Annotated in this window: 23 protein-coding genes; 17 read left to right on the forward strand and 6 right to left on the reverse strand. The window is 57.5% G+C overall.

What is annotated here, in order from left to right; all coding sequences use genetic code 11:
- The first annotated feature begins 282 nt into the window (after positions 1 to 282).
- From NNN71_RS10055 to NNN71_RS10095, 9 genes are read left to right on the forward strand one after another with little or no spacing between them, the layout of a single operon-like run.
- Positions 283 to 591 (forward strand): integrative conjugative element protein, RAQPRD family, encoded by a 309-nt coding sequence (locus tag NNN71_RS10055; protein WP_267453696.1) that lies wholly within the window; start codon positions 283 to 285, stop codon positions 589 to 591.
- Complete coding sequence (locus NNN71_RS10060; RefSeq protein WP_031590963.1) at positions 584 to 817, forward strand: TIGR03758 family integrating conjugative element protein; 234 nt, start codon at positions 584 to 586, stop codon at positions 815 to 817. Before NNN71_RS10055 ends, NNN71_RS10060 begins: the two co-directional genes overlap by 8 nt.
- 9 nt (positions 818 to 826) lie before the next feature.
- A complete protein-coding gene (locus NNN71_RS10065) occupies positions 827 to 1,144 on the forward strand; it encodes a TIGR03745 family integrating conjugative element membrane protein (RefSeq protein WP_031590962.1) in 318 nt (105 codons plus the stop codon).
- Position 1,145: 1 nt separating this feature from the next.
- A complete protein-coding gene (locus tag NNN71_RS10070) occupies positions 1,146 to 1,499 on the forward strand; it encodes a TIGR03750 family conjugal transfer protein (protein WP_087834622.1) in 354 nt (117 codons plus the stop codon).
- The gene (locus tag NNN71_RS10075; RefSeq protein WP_271458417.1) at positions 1,496 to 2,155 is read left to right on the forward strand and encodes a PFL_4703 family integrating conjugative element protein; all 660 of its coding nucleotides are present in this window, start codon (positions 1,496 to 1,498) and stop codon (positions 2,153 to 2,155) included. Before NNN71_RS10070 ends, NNN71_RS10075 begins: the two co-directional genes overlap by 4 nt.
- Positions 2,152 to 2,919 carry a TIGR03749 family integrating conjugative element protein gene (locus NNN71_RS10080; protein ID WP_267453697.1) on the forward strand — a complete coding sequence of 256 codons (768 nt, stop codon included), beginning with the start codon at positions 2,152 to 2,154 and terminating at the stop codon, positions 2,917 to 2,919. The genes NNN71_RS10075 and NNN71_RS10080 overlap by 4 nt, the downstream gene beginning before the upstream one ends.
- Positions 2,916 to 4,211: a TIGR03752 family integrating conjugative element protein gene (locus NNN71_RS10085; protein ID WP_267453698.1), complete on the forward strand. Its 1,296-nt coding sequence runs from the start codon at positions 2,916 to 2,918 to the stop codon at positions 4,209 to 4,211. Before NNN71_RS10080 ends, NNN71_RS10085 begins: the two co-directional genes overlap by 4 nt.
- Positions 4,208 to 4,567, forward strand: a complete 360-nt coding sequence (locus tag NNN71_RS10090) for a TIGR03751 family conjugal transfer lipoprotein (protein WP_267453699.1) — start codon at positions 4,208 to 4,210, stop codon at positions 4,565 to 4,567. Before NNN71_RS10085 ends, NNN71_RS10090 begins: the two co-directional genes overlap by 4 nt.
- Positions 4,564 to 7,203, forward strand: a complete 2,640-nt coding sequence (locus tag NNN71_RS10095) for a conjugative transfer ATPase (protein ID WP_271458418.1) — start codon at positions 4,564 to 4,566, stop codon at positions 7,201 to 7,203. Before NNN71_RS10090 ends, NNN71_RS10095 begins: the two co-directional genes overlap by 4 nt.
- Here NNN71_RS10095 and NNN71_RS10100 read toward each other — a convergent pair.
- Complete coding sequence (locus NNN71_RS10100) at positions 7,200 to 7,523, reverse strand: helix-turn-helix domain-containing protein (RefSeq protein ID WP_117067258.1); 324 nt, start codon at positions 7,521 to 7,523, stop codon at positions 7,200 to 7,202. The genes NNN71_RS10095 and NNN71_RS10100 overlap by 4 nt on opposite strands.
- 83 nt (positions 7,524 to 7,606) lie before the next feature.
- Positions 7,607 to 7,951, reverse strand: coding sequence for a helix-turn-helix domain-containing protein (locus NNN71_RS10105; RefSeq protein WP_153944359.1), 345 nt, complete (start codon positions 7,949 to 7,951; stop codon positions 7,607 to 7,609).
- A gap of 76 nt (positions 7,952 to 8,027) precedes the next feature.
- On the opposite strand from NNN71_RS10105, the gene NNN71_RS10110 reads away from it, so the two are divergent.
- The 4 genes from NNN71_RS10110 (at position 8,028) to NNN71_RS10125 (ending at position 12,749) form a co-directional block, all read left to right on the forward strand.
- A complete protein-coding gene (locus NNN71_RS10110) occupies positions 8,028 to 8,303 on the forward strand; it encodes a helix-turn-helix domain-containing protein (protein WP_267453701.1) in 276 nt (91 codons plus the stop codon).
- Between the two features lie 641 nt (positions 8,304 to 8,944).
- Positions 8,945 to 9,877 carry a TIGR03756 family integrating conjugative element protein gene (locus NNN71_RS10115; RefSeq protein WP_267453702.1) on the forward strand — a complete coding sequence of 311 codons (933 nt, stop codon included), beginning with the start codon at positions 8,945 to 8,947 and terminating at the stop codon, positions 9,875 to 9,877.
- Positions 9,878 to 9,888: 11 nt separating this feature from the next.
- A complete protein-coding gene (locus NNN71_RS10120) occupies positions 9,889 to 11,250 on the forward strand; it encodes an integrating conjugative element protein (protein WP_267453703.1) in 1,362 nt (453 codons plus the stop codon).
- The gene (locus NNN71_RS10125; protein ID WP_271458419.1) at positions 11,247 to 12,749 is read left to right on the forward strand and encodes a conjugal transfer protein TraG N-terminal domain-containing protein; all 1,503 of its coding nucleotides are present in this window, start codon (positions 11,247 to 11,249) and stop codon (positions 12,747 to 12,749) included. The genes NNN71_RS10120 and NNN71_RS10125 overlap by 4 nt, the downstream gene beginning before the upstream one ends.
- A gap of 143 nt (positions 12,750 to 12,892) precedes the next feature.
- Here the strand turns inward: NNN71_RS10125 and glgS are convergent, their stop codons facing one another.
- Complete coding sequence (gene glgS, locus NNN71_RS10130) at positions 12,893 to 13,093, reverse strand: cell surface composition regulator GlgS (RefSeq protein WP_267448879.1); 201 nt, start codon at positions 13,091 to 13,093, stop codon at positions 12,893 to 12,895.
- Positions 13,094 to 13,425: 332 nt separating this feature from the next.
- Between glgS and NNN71_RS10135 the strand changes: the two genes are divergently transcribed.
- From NNN71_RS10135 to mobH, 4 genes are all read left to right on the forward strand, one after another.
- Positions 13,426 to 13,716, forward strand: a complete 291-nt coding sequence (locus tag NNN71_RS10135; protein WP_267453705.1) for a hypothetical protein — start codon at positions 13,426 to 13,428, stop codon at positions 13,714 to 13,716.
- Between the two features lie 64 nt (positions 13,717 to 13,780).
- Positions 13,781 to 14,686, forward strand: coding sequence for an ArdC family protein (locus NNN71_RS10140; protein ID WP_271458420.1), 906 nt, complete (start codon positions 13,781 to 13,783; stop codon positions 14,684 to 14,686).
- A gap of 192 nt (positions 14,687 to 14,878) precedes the next feature.
- Positions 14,879 to 15,250, forward strand: coding sequence for a hypothetical protein (locus tag NNN71_RS10145; RefSeq protein ID WP_267453707.1), 372 nt, complete (start codon positions 14,879 to 14,881; stop codon positions 15,248 to 15,250).
- 174 nt (positions 15,251 to 15,424) lie between these two features.
- On the forward strand, positions 15,425 to 17,014 hold the full coding sequence (gene mobH / locus NNN71_RS10150; protein WP_271458421.1) for a MobH family relaxase: 1,590 nt from the start codon (positions 15,425 to 15,427) through the stop codon (positions 17,012 to 17,014).
- Between the two features lie 201 nt (positions 17,015 to 17,215).
- On the opposite strand, the gene tkt is transcribed toward mobH, so the two are convergent.
- The 3 genes from tkt to rpiB are packed head-to-tail and all read right to left on the reverse strand — an operon-like array spanning position 17,216 to position 20,680.
- A complete protein-coding gene (gene tkt, locus NNN71_RS10155; protein WP_267453709.1) occupies positions 17,216 to 19,207 on the reverse strand; it encodes a transketolase in 1,992 nt (663 codons plus the stop codon).
- The gene (gene tal / locus NNN71_RS10160; RefSeq protein ID WP_267453710.1) at positions 19,194 to 20,177 is read right to left on the reverse strand and encodes a transaldolase; all 984 of its coding nucleotides are present in this window, start codon (positions 20,175 to 20,177) and stop codon (positions 19,194 to 19,196) included. The genes tkt and tal overlap by 14 nt, the downstream gene beginning before the upstream one ends.
- Before the next feature lie 44 nt (positions 20,178 to 20,221).
- Positions 20,222 to 20,680, reverse strand: a complete 459-nt coding sequence (gene rpiB / locus NNN71_RS10165; protein ID WP_267453711.1) for a ribose 5-phosphate isomerase B — start codon at positions 20,678 to 20,680, stop codon at positions 20,222 to 20,224.
- Positions 20,681 to 20,750: the final 70 nt, after the last annotated feature.

The following is a 20,750-nucleotide window of genomic DNA, read 5'->3' on the forward strand; positions in this document are numbered from 1 at the left end:
TTGAAAGACCACTTTTGCTCTTTGGGCAATAAAATTAGCAGCACTTGGCAATAGTGTCTTCTCGCTCATAGCAGACAGTGAAGTTTGATCGTTTGTTGCCACAGAACAGAGCCGGATGAATCCTGAGCCTATACACACCACAGGGTGCATTACCCTCTTCAGAAGTGGCATTGATAACCTAGCCACTTCTGAAAATTTTTATTCGATGTAAACAATTCCTCGCTGATCTTTCTCCAGCCTCTCATCTACCCTGCCCTGAATACGCTTCCTGAGAAGGCTGCCATGCAACATAGTCCATTATTTCTACTGTTGACTTTACTCATAGGGCCACAGGCCTATGCCTCCCCGGAATCCACCCAGCTCGCCCTTGCGCTGAAACAACTCGACGGCGTAAAAACCTCGCTGGAACGCGCCCGGAGCAGCGCCAGCACCGCTCCACGATCACGCTATTTCTTCGACTACGTACAGGCGCAGCAGGATATCTCAACCATTGAGCAGGGCATCCGCCGTTACCTTGCCCCGGCAAGAGCGCAGCCGCGCGCCGTTCAACCACTCAGCACCAGCTACCAGCGGGAGAACCCCGATGACTGACTCCCAACTCGCCGCCTTTCAGGCTGCCAGCCAGAGCAAACCGGAGACTGTCAGCCTGCTCATACTCGGCCTGTTTACCAGCTTCCTGCTGCTGTGGTGCGCCTGGACGCTACTGGTCGCCTGGCAGGGCGTCTGCTGCCAGCGCCTGAGCTGGCAGAGTTTTGGCACAGTGGCGGCCCGTTCACTGTTACTGGTGCTGGTCAGTTTCTGGCTGGTCCTGAGCTAAGGAGGAATCATGCGCTGGCTGTTGTTACTGTTACTCACCGCGTTTAATGCCCTCGCCGATCTGCCGACGATGGAAGATCCCTCGCGCGGCCAGGGTCAGGGCATTATGGAGACACTGCAAAACTACGGTTTTGATATTGTGGTGTTGCTGGCGCTGGCCATCTGCGCCGTCGGTTTTCTGGTGGTGGCGAACAACTGCATTGCCACCTACTCGGAGATCCAGAGCGGGCGCAAGCAGTGGAAAGATCTGGGCTCGATGGCAGGCGTCGGAAGCATCCTTCTGGTGGTCATCATCTGGCTGCTCAACCAGGCCTCGGACGTCCTGTGATATGGCGACCATTCCCTTTCTCCCCGACCGCCTCAACCGCGAGCCCATGGTCTGGCGCGGCCTGACCACCAGCGAGCTGTTTCTGGCGCTGGCCCTCGGTCTTGGCGGCGGCTGCGCGTTCGGCATAATGCTGGCCATGATAACCCACTACTGGCCGTTGATCCCCGGTTTGGCGCTGGCAGGCGCGGCGTTGCTGATTCAGGGCGGTGGGCGCATTCTGGCGCGAGCCAAACGCGGTAAGCCCGACAGTTGGCTACCCTTAGCAATCCTTGCCTGGCTGGAGCGCCATCATCTTCGGGGTACACAACTGATCCAGCACAGCGATGTCTGGGTGGTACGCAGGAGTCCGCGATGAGCCGCTTTCGCCATGCGCTTGCCGAGCGCGATAACCATATTCTGACGCTGCGGGCAGTGATTGTTCTGCTGTGCCTGTGTCTGGCGGGCGTTGGCTACGGCTGGTACAGCGCCCCGCAAAAGCTCACCCTCTGGTTCCCGCCAGATCTGCGCAGTGGCAGCACCCGCCCGTGGTGGGAAGTACCGCCCGCCAGCGTTTACGCCTTCACCTTCTATATCTTCCAGCAGCTAAACCGCTGGCCGGATAACGGCGAGGAGGACTATTCCCGCAACCTTCGGTCGCTGCGCGCCTACCTGACGCCCGCCTGTTACACCCGCCTGGAGCATGATTTTCAGGTGCGTCGCAACGGTGGTGAACTGCGCGAACGCACGCGCGGCGTGTATGAACTGCCGGGCCACGGCTACAGCAGCCTGGTACATGATGGTGATAAACACCCTGTCCCGCGCGTCGAGACCTTAAGCCAGGACGCCTGGCGGGTAACGCTGGACGTGGCGGTTGAAGAGTATTACCAGAACGAGCCGGTGAAAAAAGCGCTGGTGCGCTACCCGTTGCAGGTGGTGCGCTACGCCATTGATGCGGAGAAAAATCCGTGGGGACTAGCGATCGACTGTACCGATGCCGCTCCGCAGCGTCTGGTAGCGGAGGAGAAACCATGAAATACCTCTTCTTTGCTTTGTTATGCAGTCTCCCGGCCTTCGCCACGGAAGTGGTACAGTGGGAAAACATCCCGCTACCCGTCGCGCTGCATGTCGGGCAGGAGCGGATTGTCGACGTGGGGAAAGCGGTGCGCATCGGTTATCCCGCCACGCTGGAAGGCAAAGTGCGTCTGCAAAGCGCGGGCGGCAAGGTATTTCTGCTGGCGAATACAGTGTTCCCGGCCACCCGCATCCAGTTGCGCGATACCAGCAGCGGCGAACTGATCCTGCTGGATATTCATGCCATTCAGAACACCTCGCCGCTGGAGCCGGTACAGATTAACTACGCACCGCAGACGCCTGCCACAGCAAAAACGTCCGTACCAGTGACAGCATCAACAGAGCCTCTGCCCGTCCTGCTGGTACGCTATGCCGCGCAGAATCTGTATGCGCCGCTGCGCACCGTCGAAGCCCTGCCCGGCGTCACGCCTGCGCCCGTCCGGCTGGCGAAACGCATCACCACCTTACTGCCGCAGCAGCCTGTCACCGCCATCCCGCTGGCGTCATGGCAGGTCAACGCCACCACCGTCACCGCTATCCGCCTGCAGAACCAGAGCGGGCAGCGCATCACGCTCGATCCGCGTGAACTTCAGGGGCAGTTCACCGCTGTCGCTTTCCAGCATGACTGGCTCGGCCCACACGGGCTGGCAGAGGACACCACCGTGGTGTACCTGGTCACAGAAGGCCCGGTTTCCCGCGCCCTGCTGCCGGAGCCGAAGCCATGATGCCGCGCCAGAGTCTCCTGCTGAAAATCCTGCTGCCGGTGATTGTGCTGCTCACCCTCTGGTTGCTGCTGCGCCCGGCAGGCAAAAACACCGGGGAAGCATCTCCGTCCCGCACCGTGGCAGCCTTAACGCCGCAGGAACTGCGCGATCTGGGTATTGACGGCGACACGCCTGCCGATACCGTCGCCACGCTGGTCGGCCAGATGAAGCAGTACCGGCGGGAACTCAAGGCAATCCGGAGCGATAACGAAAGCCAACAGGCACGCGAAAAGCGGCTGAACGCACAGCAGGCGACGCTGGCGTCGGAGTTGCGCGGCGATATGCGCAGGCAGCAGGACCAGATGCGCGATGAACTGCTGAAAAGCCAGCGGGGGCTGCTGGATAAGCTCGACCATCTGATGGCCAAACGCCCGGACGATATCCCGCCGGGCTTAGGACTGACGCCCGGTGAGCTCCCTACCGACGTTCAACCCGATATCCGCTGGCTGGAGCCGCTGGATGCGCCCCCGCCCGTGGATGAAAAGCTGCTGCGCATCCCTCTGAAAGCGGCAGATAAACCGCCGCCAAAACCTGACGTGAAGGTCTACACCCTGCCACAAAACGCCACGCTGACCGGCTCGGTCGCCATGACGGCGCTGATTGGCCGCGTGCCGCTTAACGGCACCGTCAGCGATCCCTATCCGTTTAAACTGCTGATTGGCGAGGACAACCTCACCGCCAACGGGATTGAACTGCCGGACGTGGCGGGCGCGGTAGTCTCCGGTATCGCCTCCGGCGACTGGACGCTCTCCTGCGTGCGCGGGCAAATCACCTCGATGACCTTTGTGTTCCACGACGGCACCATCCGCACCGTCCCGCAGGGCGGCAAATCCGGCAACAAACAGCAGGAGATCGGCTGGCTCTCGGATAACCAGGGGCTGCCGTGTATTCCCGGCGAGCGCAAAAGCAATGAGAAGGAGTACCTGACCTCGCAGTTCCTGCTGGCGGGTTCCGGCGCGGCGGCTCAGGCCTTCGCCAATGGCGAAAGCACCACCGTGGTGGAGGACGGCAGCATCACCAGCGCGGTGACGGGCAACAACGGCCAGTACGTGCTCGGCCAGGCCATCGGCGGCGGGCTGAAAGAGACCGCCGACTGGATGAAACAGCACTACGGCCAGATGTTCGATGCCGTGTATGTGCCGCCGGGCCATAAGGTGGCGGTGCATCTCACCGAACCACTGGCTATCGACTATGAGCCGGAAGGCCGCAAAGTGAAATACCAGCAGGCCAGCACGCCGGGGGGACTGGAATGATACGCGCTATATTGATGTTGCTGTTTTTGCTGGCCGGGTGCAGCACCTCGCAGGAGGAATTGATGCCGGTCGATCCTGATGCCAGCATGCTCTCGCTGTGGCAGCAGCAAAGCGGCAGCAGCGCGGCTCTGCTGGATGCCCGCGCCCGGTTGCGCCACCCGCCGGACGGTCCGGTGGCGCAACCTGCGGCAGACACTATCCGCAGCCAGTTTCCGCGCCTGCCCAACCCGGATATGGTGTTGTACGTCTTCCCGCACTTTAACGGCAACACACCGGTGCCCGGCTACAGCACCGTCTTTCCCTTCTACACCCGCCCGCAGTATGCGCTGCCGGGCGAACGCCTGACGCCGCCATGAATGAACGACGCGGCCTGACCGGACAGACGCTGGACGCCAGCTACCGCAGAGGCCCGTCGTTTGTCGACTGGCTGCCGTGGGTGGAATTTTTGCCGGATTCACAGACGCTGCTGCTGGAGGATGGCCGTTCGGTGGGCGCAGTGTTTGAACTGATGCCCGTTGGCACCGAAGGCCGCTCGACGGCGTTTCTGGAACAGGTCCGCGATACCGTCACTGACGCATTACAGGATACCTTTGATGAGCACGAACGTGCGCCGTGGGTGGTACAGTTTTTCTGCCAGGATGAGGACGACAGCGAGGCCTGGCTGGAGACGCTGGCGGCTTACGCCGCACCGGAAATCCGCGGCTCCGCCTTTACCCGCGAATGGCTCACGCAGATGGCAAACCATATGGTGAATCTCACCCGCGATGAGGGGCTGTTTCTCGATAACACCGTCACCCGTACCCGCTGGCGGGCGACGTGGCGGCGCACGCGGATGGTGGTGTACCGCTGGCTGCCCGGCATCTCGCCGGATGAACCGTCGCCGGAAGAGACGCTGAATAATATCTGCGAGCGTCTCACCGCTGGGCTGAAAGCGGCGGGTATCAGCGCAGCCCGTCAGAATGAACAGGTCATTCACCGCTGGCTGGTGCGCTGGTTTAACCCTGCGCCTCCAGTGGAAGATAAAAAAGCCTTCTGGCGACAACTGGATTTACCGGAAGCTGAATCCCAGCCCGTCATTACCGATTTCGCCGAACGACTGCTGACAAGCGAGCCGCGCTCAGATGCGGAGAACGGTGTCTGGTGGCTGGATAACCGCCCACATAAAGTGGTGGTGGTCGACCGCCTGCGCAAAGCGCCGCCACCCGGCCTGCTGACCGGAGAAACCACGCGTGGCGACGGTATCAACGCCCTGTTCGACCTGTTACCAGCAGGCACTATCATGAACCTGACGGTGGTGGTGTATCCGCAGGACAAACTGGAGCAACACATCAGCCACCTTTCCGAACGGGCGATTGGCGACAACACCGATTCCGAATACACCCGCCGCGACTGCCACGAGGTGCGCAGCTACCTGAAGGACGGCCATAAACTTTACCGCAGCACGCTGGTGTTTTACCTGCATGCGCCTGACACCGACACCCTGTTTCGCCAGCAGCGCCAGCTGCACAGCCTGTTGCTGAACGCCGGACTGGTTCCTGTGCAGGAACAGCACGAAGTCGCCCCGCTCAGCCACTGGCTGCGCTGGCTGCCGATGTGCTTCGATCCCCTGCGTGATCCGCGCGGGCTGTATACCCGGCTCAACTTCGTCCAGCATCTCGCCGGGATGCTGCCGGTGTACGGGCGGGAAACCGGCACCGGGCATCCGGGAATTTGTTATTTCAATCGCGGCGGCGCGCCGCTGTGCTTCGATCCGCTGAATAAGCTGGATCGTGCCCAGAACGGTCACCTGCTGCTGCTCGGCCCAACCGGAGCAGGCAAATCTGCCACCCTCAACGCGAAAATCGCGCAACTGATGGCGCTGCACCGTCCGCGCCTGTTTATCATCGAAGCCGGAAACTCGTTTGGCCTGATGGCGGACTACGCCGCCGCCCACGGCCTGACGGTGAATAAAATCAGCCTGCGCCCCGGTTCCGGCGTCACCCTGCCCCTGTTCGCCGACGCGTGGCGACTGGTGGAACAGGCGGTTACCGACGCTGAACCGCCAGAGGACGAAGAGAGCGACGGCGACGGCCAGCGCGACGTGCTGGGCGAGATGGAGATCACCGCCCGGCTGATGATCACCGGCGGCGAAGCGAAAGAAGATGCGCGCCTCACCCGGCCCGACAGGGCGATGATCCGCCAGGCGATTATCGCTGCCGCGCACACCTGCTACGAGGAAAAACGACAGACGCTGACCCAGGATATCCGTGACGCACTGTTCGCCCTTTCCCGCGACAACAGCCTGCCGGAAGCCCGCCGCCAGCGGGCGTATGAAATGGCGGAATCCATCAATCTGTTCTGCGCCGGGTTTGAAGGCGAACTGTTTAACCGCGAGGGCCAGATGTGGCCGGAGGCGGACATCACCCTAGTGGATCTCGCCACCTTTGCCCGCGAAGGCTATGAAGCACAGCTTGCCATCAGCTATATCTCACTGATTAACCATATCAACAACCTCGGCGAGCGCGACCAGCATCTGGCGCGGCCAATCGTCAACATCACCGATGAGGCGCATATCATTACCGTTAACCCGCTGCTGGCACGATTCCTTACGAAGGGCTCAAAGATGTGGCGCAAGCTTGGCATCTGGCTGTGGCTTGCCACCCAGAACCTGGCGGATTTTCCTGACGAGGCAAAGAAACTGCTCAATATGATCGAATGGTGGGAACTACTGGTGATGCCGCCGGAAGAGATCGAGCAGGTGTGCCGGTTTAAGGCACTAACCGAAGAACAACGACAACTGCTGCGTTCGGCGGTGAAATCGCCGGGGCAATATACCGAGGGCGTGGTGCTGTCACCGCGCGTAGAGGCGCTGTTTCGGGTGGTGCCGCCCGCGCTCTATCTGGCGCTGGCGATGACCGAGAAGCATGAGAAGGCGGAGCGGATGCGGATTATGCGAGAAACGGGGTGTAGTGAGGTAGAAGCGGCGATGAAACTAACTGAAAGCGGTTATTAACTGATTTTATTTTTTGCATAAATCATGACTTCAGTACGTTCTTGTTGTGTTAGCGATAAAAAAACCAACATCAACTCCGCCAGGTCATCATCTTCAGCATAAAAGTAAGCCAACGGCACTCGCAAAACCTCGGCCAGTTTCTGTACAATCTCTGTTCCCGGTTCATGTACCCCTTTTTCATAACGATTGATGCGTGTACTGGCGACAAATTCATCAATCCCTGCTGCGATCCCCAGACGTTTTTGTGAAAGCCCACTTGCCAGTCGGGCCTGCTTCAGGCGACGGCAAAAAATATCGTTGTAATGGTTAGTTGTATTCATAACTACGAGAATCGTAGTTTTTACTTGCTGCCGATACTACGATTAACGTAGTATTACAGTAACAGGTTAAAAGAGGCTGTATCTTAAGCATCATCTTCAGGGGAGATACCTACCATCTGGCGGGACGTTTCCAGTAACTGGAGTTGCGCATCAGGAGAGAGGGCTGCGAAGTTGAGAATCAGTTCAGCAAGATTCTCATCCGAAGTGAACAGCCATGGTAGGGGAACATTCAGCACATCAGCTATCCGTGCAGCAGTTTCCATATCAGGCTCATGAACACCTTTCTCGTAGCGATTGAAACGGGTGCTTGCAACAGAAGGATCTACAGCCGCAGCAATCCCCACAGCAGTCTGAGAAATGTCTAAGCGCTGTCGGGCTTCTTTTAATCGACGGATGAAAACATCCCGTTGTCTGAGTCGTTTTTGCATAACTACGAGATTCGTAGTTTTTTAATGACTTAGATACTACGAAAAACGTAGCATCAAGATTTGAGAGGTAAACGGAATGACTAAAAAAGACTGGCACCCCGCCGACATCATTGCCGCCTTACACAAGCGTGGTACGAGTCTGGCGAAACTCTCACGGGAAGCGGGGCTGGCCTCGTCCACGCTGGCAAATGCCCTGACACGACCGTGGCCGAAAGGGGAATGGCTGATTGCCAACGCGCTGGAGATACATCCATCAAAGATCTGGCCGGGCCGTTACCTCCACACGTTAAAAAAACGCGAACCCAGAAAATCGCTTCATTCCAAAACAATTACCGACCACTCCGGGACATAACGACCCGCGTTGTGAGTGGCATGAGAGGTATTTATTCACACTGAAATCATCATCGCTCTGATAGCAGAAGGCCGCAGGCAAAATCTTTCTCGATATAGTTGTCAGGGCGGCTCTCAATATTCGCGCCCCTGCTGTTGGCTATTAATATTCCAATGAAACAGGCTGGCAGCGCGCGTATGGAAAAAATCGCGACTCGGCCTGGTCGCTTGCGCATTCTTACCTTTGATATGCTGACAGCTCTTTGATTCTTGATGAGAAGACTGATGTGAGGCTAGTCGGTAACCTGCCGCCCGGCAATAACTGAGAATAAGTTTGCAATGCACCACAACCTAAAAATCAACTAGCCCGTACCTTGATAAAACAACAAAACGAAATTTTCACTGTGGTTTTTTTGTTCTTTAGTTCACTCCAGCCCATCCAGTTAGCCGCAATTTTTCTTCATATGCCACAACAACAGGAGCCCTATATATTTAACGTAATCAGTGGTCCGGTATCGTGCCTGAGCAGGAGCCACTCGGGGATCACCCGTCAGGCAATGATGTAAAACTCCACAATTTTTCTATGCAACCTTTAGTTCTATGCAGTAAATACGAAAGCGTTGCGCTACACCCGGTAAAAGACCCCCTGTTACCGGAGGCGTTATGCCTGAGCGTTTCACTCTTCTGTTGCCCCTGATGCTGTGCGCCGCTTTCCCGCTCAGAGCCATTACCACGCCGGAAATCGCCGCTTCCGCCCTGTCGCCGGACTGCGTGAACTATCGGGTGGTCGGCCTGTGCTACTGGCTCTATTGCACGCCGCTCGGTTGCTCGGTACGCACGTCGGTGAAGGTCAGCCATTTTCGTCCGGATCTGGTGGTATCGGCTTACAGCAACACCGGGCAAAATCCGTGGGCGGAGATGTCGTTACTCAGCCCACCGTTGCCCGGCATTGCCGAAGGCGGTGGTGATACGAATCCCCGTGTGGCCAGCCAGCACAGCAAGATCCGCTTTAAGAATGCCGATGCCATCGGCTTCCCGGCAGGCGATGAACTGGCGACGTTTTTCACTCAGTTTGGCTATATCTGCTCGCCGTCATCGCAGCCTTTTGAACCGTATTTCCTGAGTCAACTGGATGTGCTGGCGTGGCGCAGCGGTGTGCCGGAAATGACCTGGCCGGAAGCGCTGACGCCGGGCATGCGGGAAGTCGGTAAGCACGGCGATATGTGGGGCAATATCTTCCCGCGCGCCGGCGCCATCAGCCAGACGCACGACTATAAATCTGCCGCCGTTATCGCCCAGCGCGTGGCCGATCTGGTGACGCGTACCGGTCAACCGCATATCTACACGCCACTGACCGCCTCATCGCGTGCCGGGTACTGGCCGCCCTCCCCGGTTATCGAAGGCGACAGCGATAACCATCGCTGGCAGATGCTCAGGCCGAAAAAATCCGCCGCCTGTTCAGTTTTCCCGGATGGCAGCACCACTGACACCTACGCCAACAAACTGGCAGAGGATGGCGCGTACGCCTGGACGCTGTGGCGGCCCTATAAATGCTGTCCGCGCCGGGGGCAAACCTTCCTCGGCAGTACGGGTTAACGGAGGCGGTGATGAGAGCCCTTTTCCTGGTCTTATTGTTTTTCGCCGGGGTTTGCGTGGCGGCAGACGACTACAGTTTCCGCAAGCAGGGCGCGGTTGACGACCTGCTTTACTACCAGATTGGCGGCGGTGAAGCGGTCATGCCGCCTTCGGTACGCCGTAGCCCCTCGCCGCTTAGCGTAGGTCTTGGCTGGAACGCCGATATGATGTGCGGCAATTTCGACATCGACACCACGGTGCGTAACCAGCTAAACGGCATCACCGATGGCTTCCAGCAGCTGATGGGCAACGTTATCCAGAGCGCCACCGGCGCAGTTGCCAGCCTGCCCGCGATGATTATCCAGCGCGCCAATCCGCAGCTTTATGATCTGCTGACCAACGGCGTGCTGCAGGGACGGCTGGATTTTGATAAGTCGCTGCTGAACTGCCAGAAAATGGCGGAGAAGATGACCGATTTAGCGACAGATTCCGCCTGGTTTTCCGGCGCCAAAGCGGAAAATTACCAGTCCCTAGCCGCCAGCGATAATGACGCCATCCGCACCGACCAGAAAGCAGCCAAAGAGGCCGCCGAAAAGGGTAAACGCTGGGTGGGCGGCGAAAAGCGCGGCGGCAAAGGCCAGCCGCCGATTAAGGTGGTCCATGACGCCACTGCCGCAGGCTGGAATATTCTCAACCAGCAGCCCGCCACCAGCACCACATCTCTTACCTCCTCTGAATGCGACGGGGAACTTTGTAGCACCTGGACATCTCCCGAAGAGGCCGCCGGATGGATGACCCGCGTGGTCGGCGAGCAGACTATCAGCGTGGGGCAGGCGACCGACGATCCGGATGCACGTTCCGGCGCACAGGCGGGGATCGGCCTGCATCCGCTGATCGACGAAGAAAAGGCAAAGATCCTGCCCCTTCTGACGGATCTGGTTAATGGCAGTCAGAAACCCGGCTTCGACAATCTGGCGAAAGCCTCCGGCGGATCCATGCAACTGACCCGTGGCATCGTGGAAGCGCTGCGCGACGATCCGGATATTGCAGTTCTCACCAAACGGCTGGCGGGAGAGCTGGCGCTGGCCCGCGTCACCGAACAGGCGCTGCTGGCCCGGCGCACGCTGCTCGCGGGCATGCGCGAACCGAATATCGCCAACGTCAAAGAGGCGCAGGAGAGCCTGGGCAAAACCACCGCCCAACTGGATGAAGAGCTGAGCCAGCTTAAGCTGGAACTCGATTTCCGCCAGGCACTGACGCGCAATACCGCAAGCCTTATCCTGCAACGCAAACAGCAGCGCGACCAGCTTCAGGGACAGGCGGTGGAGGTACCGGACGACAGCGACCGCCGCCTGCACAACCTCAATAACCCGCAGCCGGACAGTCCGCGATGACCGCCAACAGCTATTTTGAGTACATACTCACCCTGCTCGGCTGGCTGGTGAACAACGGCGTGTGGCAGACGCTGACCGCCACCGGGCTGTTCGCCCTCCCCCTGCTGGCAAAACTGGTTGCGCTGTGGCTGAAAGCGCGCGGCCAGGGGGCGGATGAAGGCAACGTCGCCCGCCTGCTGGTCGTCTGGGTAGAGCACTCGCTCTACAGCGCCCTGCTGGTGATCTTCTTCGCGGGTGTGCCGTTTCTGAATGTCGATATCAACGCCCTCACGTACGACAGCCAGCGCACAAAACAGTGCGGCTGGTCGGTGGTACAGCCCGGCGATTCCGGCTATGCACCGCTGATCAACGAACTCAGCGGCCAGAGCGCTTCCGTTCCGGTGTGGTGGTACTTCACGCATGCGCTGGGCAAAGGCATCACCAGCGCCGCTGTCGCGGCATTACCCTGCAAACCGGACCTGCGCCAGTTACGCTTTGAGGTGCAGCACATCCGGCTCGCCGATCCGGCACTGGCGCAGGAACTACAGGATTTCGTGAACGACTGCTATGGCCCGTCGCGGGTACGACTCAAGCGGCTGGGCAGTAATATCAGTGAGGGACAGAGCCGGGAAGCGGACTGGGTGGGATCGTCATTTTACCTCGCCACGCCGGGTTATTACGACCACGATCATTCCCGTTCGCCCCGCGCCGCCTGGCCTTATGACGCCAGCCGCGATGATGGCCTGAGCAATACGGGTGGCGGAGGCTATCCAGCGTGTAAGGCGTGGTGGTCCGATGGTGATGCGGGGCTGAAAAACCGCCTGCTGAAGCAGGTCGATACCACGCTCTGGCAGCGGCTGCAAAAACTGGAGCAGTCGAAAGAGGAGTATGAAGAAGCGGTACTGCGATCGCTGGTCAGCCCACGCAACATGCAGGTCTCGCAGGGTGGACTGGTGTACAACGGGTTTGGCGGGAATGCGGGAGATAATCTTAGCCAGACGCAGTTGCTGAGCCGAGTGGGCGGGATCATCGGCGCGGGGCTTTCCAGCTACGCCCTGTTTCCGGCGTTTGATAGTGTCCGCCAGGCGCTGCCGATGGTGCAGGCGTTCCTCGAAATGGCACTGGTGATTTGTATTCCGGTCATTCTGCTGTTCTCGGCATGGGATCTTAAAACGGTCATCACGCTGAGCGTTGTGCAGTTCGCCCTGTTCTTTCTCACCTTCTGGTGGGAACTGGCCCGCTGGCTGGATAACTGGCTGATGCAGATGATGTACGACAGTGACACCCACTCGTACTTCAACCTCTGGGGCCTGCAAAACACCTCCGACGATCTGATTGTGAATATCATTATGGGCGTGATGTTCCTGGTGTTACCCGCATTCTGGCTGGGCGCGCTGACGTGGGCAGGCGTCAGGATCGGCGTAGCCGTCGCTGGGGTGATGGGCAGCGCGGTCAGTGATATCCGTAGCGCTGGCGAACAGGCCGGGAAAATGATCGTCAGTAAAACGCGTATTCCCTGAGCCTTTCCTGCTGACGATGTGATGAACGGGTCTTAAAGCTGAGTTTATGCGCACCGCATACACTGTCGTGTCAGTGACAATCTCATGATAGACAGCTTGAGCCTGAAAAACGCAACGGGCCGTTAAGCCCGTTTTTCGTTACATCACCGCAGTTCTATCACTCTCGCGCGCTTAGCCTGCTTTCGGTAGTGGTCGTATCGCTCCCGGAACCATACTTGCTGTTCATCACTCATATTGCCGGTCACGGCATCGATATCAACTGGCTGGCCCAGGGCGTGCATACGGGCAAAACTGCGTGCCAGAAAATCAAAATTCTTTAATGCGTTTATATCTTGTTGGTTCATTAGCATATCCCTCCAGTCATTGTATTTACTGTTCAGGGTCATATGCTTTTCTGATTTCAGCACCCGCCTGAAAAGATCATTTTTTGAGCGATGCGTGCGCATCAATCTGCCTGTGCTCACATTTCAGGAACGACAAAACTCTTCAGTCCCGGTAATGATTTTCCCCTCCCTTTTATCATCCGCGCAGAAAACACTACCGCCAGCCATGCAGTAAGTTCGCCATGTATCCGGAAGGTGCTAACGGCGCAAATGCGCAGGATACCCGTACGATTCCATCCCGCAGGGAAACGCCCTGCGAAGGGTGTTCCCTGTTCATTGACAGGAGAAACACCATGTCGCTTTTCGATAAAAAACCGTCGTTAATGCCGGTGGTTATCGCCTCTGATGTCTGGCAATCCGCTGTGGAATTTCCCGCCGACCCGCAACAGATGGAAGAACGGCTGGGCAATCTGTTGCTCGCCGTACTGCTAACCCTGCGTACCGCCGGGGCATCCCGCAAGAAAGTCACCTTTACGATCTACTGCCAGCCGCCACAGGGCGATATGAAAGTCCCTGTCGCATTACCGCTGTCGCTCAACTATCACGGCCACTATGTGCAGGTCCCGATGGCTGAACAGGCATAACCTCTCCCCGCCGGAGTCGCTTCCGGACGGAGGGGGTTCCGGCTTCTTCCATGAGGATCACACAATGGACAGAAGCAACGATATCTACCAGAAAGTCACCGACCAGATTATTGCTGAGCTGGAAAACGGCAATGTGCCGTGGATCCGCCCGTGGCGCGATGGCGAGCCGCCGTTCCCGATCAATGCGTTATCCGGTCGACCGTATCACGGCATCAACGTGCCGCTGCTGTGGAACAGCGCCGACAAGCAGAGCTTCGCCAGCGACCGCTGGCTGACGTTCCATCAGGTCAGCGCGCTCGGCGGGCAGGTGCGCCGGGGGGAGAAATCCTCTCTGGCGGTGTTGTATCTACCGCGCACGCAGGAAGAGACCGATGCACTCGGCCAGCCGTTGCTGGATAAAGATGGCGAGCCAAAGGTACGGCATTTCGGGATTATTCGTGAATTTCGGCTGTTTAACCTGTCGCAGTGCAACGGCCTGCCGCAGTCGCTGTCAGAGCCGTTTACCCGGCCCGCAGAGCCTGTGGAGATGGCTGAAGCCATTACGATGAATAGCGGCGTGACGCTGCGCCATCGCCGCCAGTCGAAAGCGTATTACAAACCCGCGACCGACCTGGTGATGATGCCGCACCCGCAACAGTTTGAAAGCAGCGAGGCGTATTACGCCACGCTACTGCATGAACTGACGCACGCTACCGGACACACTTCACGCCTCAACCGCCCCGGTATTGCCGGAGCGGAACGCACCGAAGCGAGCTACGCCGCCGAGGAAATGGTGGCGGAGATGGGTAGCGCCTTCCTGTGCGCCCATTGCGGCATTCAGGGCAGGCTCCAGCACGCCAGCTATATCGGCTACTGGCTGGATATCCTGCGCCAGGACAAGCGGGCAGTGATCCGCGCCAGCGGTATGGCGCGCCACGCCAGTGAATGGCTGCTCAACGCTGTACCACAACCCTGTCAGCTTAGCGCCTGACAGCCCACCCGCACGGGGAGCCTTCCCCGCCGGGAAGTTGCTCCCCTTCAATATTCCCCAAAATCATGCGGGTTGCAGGAAGGCGGCGACGCAGCGAATCCCCGGGAGCGTAGACAAACTACGTGACCGGGGTGAGCGAGGAAAGCCAACGCACCTGCGGCCTGAAGGATGAAGGGGAATGAGGAACAATGTATGGGACTCGACATCTTCTTTTTCGAACGGACAAAAAACGCGCCCGATGAAAGCCAGTACGCCAGAGTGGGTTATTTCCGCAAGGTGAACCCGTTACTCAAATGGGTGGATGAACACGTGGGGCTGGTACGCAACCAGGTGCTGCTGGAAGTCACCAAAGCACATTTGCAGGCGCTTCTGAGTGACCTGCAGAGCCTGACGCCGGATAACTGCGGCGCGGTTTATCCCACGATTGACGGCTTTTTCTATGGATATACCGATTATGGAGAACACTACTGGAAGGATGTCCGCGCCGTCACCCACTGGGTGAAAGAGACGCTGGAGACGTTTGATTTTGAGCGGGACAGGCTGATGTTTTATGCCTGGTGGTAGTTTTAAAGTGGCCTACAATACGTCGGCCACTTTTTACTCCTCAATCATAAATACAACGCCAGATATGCGCATCAGAGCATACCGTTTTTACTCATAAAAATGTAAAAGGCCCAAAGGGCGAAACTGCAAAGGAAGGGCGACAAGGGCAAAGGGGCCTGCCCGCAAAGGAGAAATATGCTGAAGTGGCTACAAAGATCATCCCGGAGCCAGCCACCTGCGCCAGACGCTGTGCTGCCGGAGGGTTGGTTTGCGCCACAATCCGCAGAGCGATTGCTGGCGACACCCTTACGCCAGTCCTGTTTGCAGCAGTTACGGCAACTGACCCCGTTGCCGGATACCCTGTTTGATAGCTGGATCCTCACGGCGATTCATCGCTTCGCCGCACTGGTACAACTGCTGCCCGCCTCACAAAGTCATCACCATTCCACTCCCGGCGGGCTGCTGGATCATTCGCTGGAAGTTGCCTGCAACGCTATCCTGCTGCGTCAGGGTTATCTGCTGCCACCGGAAGCGGGCGCAGAAGAGCAAGCCCGACAGGCGAGCGCATGGACGGTCACAGTAGTCTGCGCAGCATTGCTGCATGATACGGGAAAAATCGCCGTGGATATGGAGATCCATCAACTGGATGGCACCGGCTGGCATCCGTGGCAGGGTAATCTGGCGCAGCCTTATCGCTGGCAATACCCGAGCCACGGTCGCGACTATCATCTGCATCCGGCGGCTGGCGCAATGCTGATTAATCAGTTGATACCCTCGCCATTACTGGACTGGCTGGCCGGATACCCGGTGGCTTTTGCGTCCCTGATTTATCAGCTCACCGGACACTACGAAAGGGCTGGCGCACTGGCGGAACTGGTGCAGCAGGCCGATAAAGCCTCTGTCGCCCGATACCTCGGCGGCGATATCAAAACCGCGCTGGCGCAAAAGCCCTCTTCCTTCCCCCAGCAACTTCTTACAGCCTTGCGGTCGCTGGTACAGAACGAGTACCGGCTCAATAATCCCGAATGCGGATCAGATGGCTGGTTGACGGAGGATGCGCTGTGGCTTATCAGCAAAACCACCGCCGACCGGGTTCGCGCCTGGCTGCTCCAGCATGGCGTAGCCAGCGTACCGGAAAATAATAACCGCCTGTTTGACGAACTGCTGGCACATCAGCTTATCGTTGCCAACGAAGATAAAGCGATCTGGCGCTGCATTATCCGATCGGATAAGGGCTGGTCGCCCGTTGAACCGCTGACGCTGCTGCGCCTGACGCCGTCTGCAATCTGGGAGCCAGGCGAACAACGTCCCGCCTGTTTTGCCGGTGATGTGACGCCGGTAAGCGAAGCGGAACCCGTCCCTGAACTTAGCGCCCCAACTCAACCGCTGCCGGAGATAGCAGACGACCCAAGGCTTGGTGACAATAACAACTTCCTGCAGTGGCTGAAGAACCACACCAGCCCTTCAGGCACGGTGAATACCCGGAACGGCAAGGTACATGTGGTGGAAAACCACCTTTTTTTGATAACGCCGGGGATCTTCAGGATATACGCGACAGAAACAACAGGTGATACCGGTGACGGCTGGAAACTGGCACAGCGAATGTTTCAGGAGTCAGGGCTGGCCCTGCGCTGTAATGATGACAGTTTTATCTGGACCTGCGAGGTTCACGCGCCACAAAAGAAAAGTAATCTGTTGAAAGGTTTTCTGATGGCGGATCCGGGGGTGGTGTTTGGAGAGAGAGTACCGGTAAATAATCCGTGGCTTAAGTTGACACATGAATAACAACGTCATATTTACAATAAAAATGCCACACATACTCTCAGCTAGAGCGGAAAGATTTATTCATACTCATTCCCAAGTATACCAGGTTTGCTACTCAGTTTTCCAAGTGCGGTGTCATACCGCACAACGTGCAAGCATAAACCACGTGTCGATATAAAAAAGGGCCGCCAAAGCGACCCTTTCATTTCAGAGAAAATGTAATTACAGCAGTGATTTTACTTTCGCGAGGACGTTTTCTACGGTGAAGCCAAACTCTTTGAACAGCTGATCGGCCGGCGCAGACTCACCGAAGATGGTCATACCTACGATAGCACCGTTCAGGCCCACGTATTTGAACCAGTAGTCAGCAATGCCCGCTTCGATAGCGACGCGTGCAGAGACGGCTTTCGGCAGCACGGATTCACGGTAAGCCGCATCCTGCTTGTCGAATGCGTCGGTGGACGGCATGGAAACCACGCGCGCCTTCACGCCTTCAGCGGTCAGTTTTTCGTAAGCGGCCACGGCCAGCTCAACTTCGGAACCGGTCGCAATCAGGATGATTTGCGGCTGGCCGTCGCTGTCTTTCAGCACGTAACCACCACGGGCCACGTTCGCCAGCTGCGCTTCGGTACGTTCCTGCTGTGCCAGGTTCTGACGGGAGAGGATCAGCGCGGTCGGGCCGTCCTGACGCTCTACGCCGTATTTCCACGCAATCGCGGATTCAACCTGGTCACACGGACGCCAGGTGCTCATGTTCGGGGTCACGCGCAGGGAAGCAATCTGCTCTACCGGCTGGTGAGTCGGGCCATCTTCGCCCAGACCGATGGAGTCGTGGGTGTAGACCATCACCTGACGTTTCTTCATCAGCGCGGCCATACGCACCGCGTTACGGGCATATTCAACGAACATCAGGAAGGTAGAGGTGTACGGCAGGAAACCACCGTGCAGCGAGATACCGTTGGCAATCGCGGTCATACCGAATTCACGCACGCCGTAATGGATGTAGTTACCCGCGGTGTCTTCGTTAATCGCTTTAGAGCCAGACCAGATGGTCAGGTTAGACGGCGCCAGGTCAGCGGAACCGCCGAGGAATTCCGGCAGCAGAGGACCAAAGGCTTCAATCGCGTTCTGGGACGCTTTACGGCTGGCGATTTTCGCCGGGTTGGCCTGCAATTTCGCGATGAATTCGTTCGCTTTCGCGTCGAAATCAGACGGCATTTCACCTTTCATACGACGGGTAAATTCTGCAGCTTCCTGCGGGAAGGCTTTCGCGTAAGCAGCGAACTTGTCGTTCCACGCGGCTTCTTTCGCCTGGCCGGCGGCTTTCGCATCCCACTGAGCATAGATGTCAGCCGGGATTTCAAACGGACCGTAGTTCCAGCCCAGCTGCTTGCGGGTCAGCGCGATTTCGTCTGCGCCCAGCGGCGCACCGTGAGAGTCGTGGGTACCGGCTTTGTTCGGAGAACCGAAACCAATGATGGTTTTGCACATCAGCAGAGACGGTTTGTCGGTGACAGCACGCGCTTCTTCTACGGCACGTTTAATCGCGTCGGCGTCGTGGCCGTCGATACCGCGGATCACGTGCCAGTTATAGGCTTCGAAACGCTTGGCGGTGTCATCGGTGAACCAGCCTTCAACGTGGCCGTCGATGGAGATGCCGTTGTCATCGTAGAAGGCAATCAGTTTGCCCAGCTTCAGGGTACCGGCCAGGGAGCACACTTCGTGAGAAATGCCTTCCATCATGCAGCCATCGCCCATGAACGCGTAAGTGAAGTGGTCAACGATGTCGTGACCCGGGCGGTTGAACTGCGCCGCCAGCGTTTTCTCTGCAATCGCCATACCTACGGCGTTCGCGATACCCTGACCCAGCGGACCGGTGGTGGTTTCAACGCCAGCGGTGTAACCCACTTCCGGGTGACCCGGCGTTTTAGAGTGCAGCTGACGGAAGTTCTTCAGTTCTTCCATCGGCAGATCGTAGCCGGTGAGGTGCAGCAGGCTGTAGATCAGCATGGAGCCGTGGCCGTTAGACAGCACAAAGCGGTCACGGTCAGCCCAGGACGGATTTTGTGGGTTATGGTTCAGAAAATCACGCCACAGGACTTCGGCAATGTCAGCCATACCCATCGGGGCACCCGGATGACCGGAATTGGCTCTCTGTACTGCGTCCATGCTCAGCGCACGAATAGCATTAGCAAGAGTTTTACACGCTGGCATCGACAGCCCCCTTTTGCGTTGCCATCCGGGCTGCGAGCAGCGCTTCAAGTTTCTCCTGATCCTGGGCGAACAAACGAATGCCCTCAGCCAGCTTATCCACAGCCATCGCATCCTGGTGGTGCAGCCAGTAAAACTCAGCTTCGCTTATCGGCGATGGACGATTTTCTACCACAACATCGGGACTCAGTTTTCTTTCAACATCACCTTCTTGCTCATCCAGTTCGCTCAGCAGAGCTGGAGAAATCGTCAGGCGATCGCACCCGGCTAACGCCAGTACCTGTTCGGTTTTACGAAAACTGGCGCCCATGATTACCGTCGGATAGCCATGCACTTTGTAGTAGTGGTAGATATCTCGCACTGATACCACGCCCGGATCGTTATCCGCACAATACGGGTCCTGCGGCTGATGCTGTTGATACCAGTCGTAAATCCGCCCTACAAACGGTGAAATCAGGTACACCCCGGCTTCAGCGCAGGCGCGAGCCTGGGCGAAAGAGAACAGCAGTGTCAGATTACAGTTAATACCTTCTTTTTCTAGTTCTTCCGCAGCGCGAATACCCTGCCAGGTCGCGGCTAACTTAATAAGAATACGAGATTTATCAACTCCCTGCTGTTGGTACAGACGAATAAGTTTGCGTGCTTTGGCGACACATAGGCCACGGTCAAAGGAGAGACGGGCATCGACTTCGGTAGAGACGCGACCAGGCACATGGCGCAATAACTCCAGCCCGATATTCACTGCCAGTTTATCACTGGCGTTGATGATCTGTGTAGCCTGGGAGCCACCCTGTTGAATGGCGAATTCAATGGCATCATCGATCAGATTCTGATAGTGCGGGATTGCCGCGGCTTTGACAATTAGCGACGGATTAGTGGTAGCGTCCTGAGGTTTAAAACGACGCACAGCTTCAATGTCGCCGCTGTCAGCCACGACGGTGGTAAGGCGTTTAAGTTCATCTAACTGACTCATAATCTTGATCCTTTCAAAGAACAGAGGTTGAGCGGCTAATGGTGTTATGCAGACTTACCCAATTTCTCGTAGTGGTTGATTCTGTCGACTTTCGGTGCAGAGCGCCCCCCCTCATACTCTGATGCCAGCCAGGCATCAACGATGTTTTTTGCCAGTTCTGGACCGATAACGCGTGCGCCTAAAGTCATCACCTGAGCGTCGTTGCTTTTGCGTGCTCGCTCGGCGGAATAGGTGTCATGGCATTGCGCGGCGCGTACGCCGGGGACTTTGTTAGCCACAATCGCCATACCGATACCCGTACCGCACAACAGAATGCCGCGTGAGTAGGTACCGTCGCCAATGGCACTGGCCAGATTAAAAGCGATATCCGGATAAATCAGTGGGTTATCACCGACATCATGGCTGAAGTCGACAACTTCTATGCCTTTCGACTGTAAGTGGGATTTCACCTGGTTTTTAAGGTCAGTTGCCGCATCATCAGCACCAATCGCGATTGTTAACATAACGGTTTCCTCACATTGTGGAACAGGGGGATTTGAACCGCTCAAATGAACAACATCTATTCATATGAAC

Source organism: Kluyvera sp. Awk 3 (assembly GCF_028069715.1).
Lineage (GTDB): Bacteria > Pseudomonadota > Gammaproteobacteria > Enterobacterales > Enterobacteriaceae > Kluyvera > Kluyvera georgiana_A.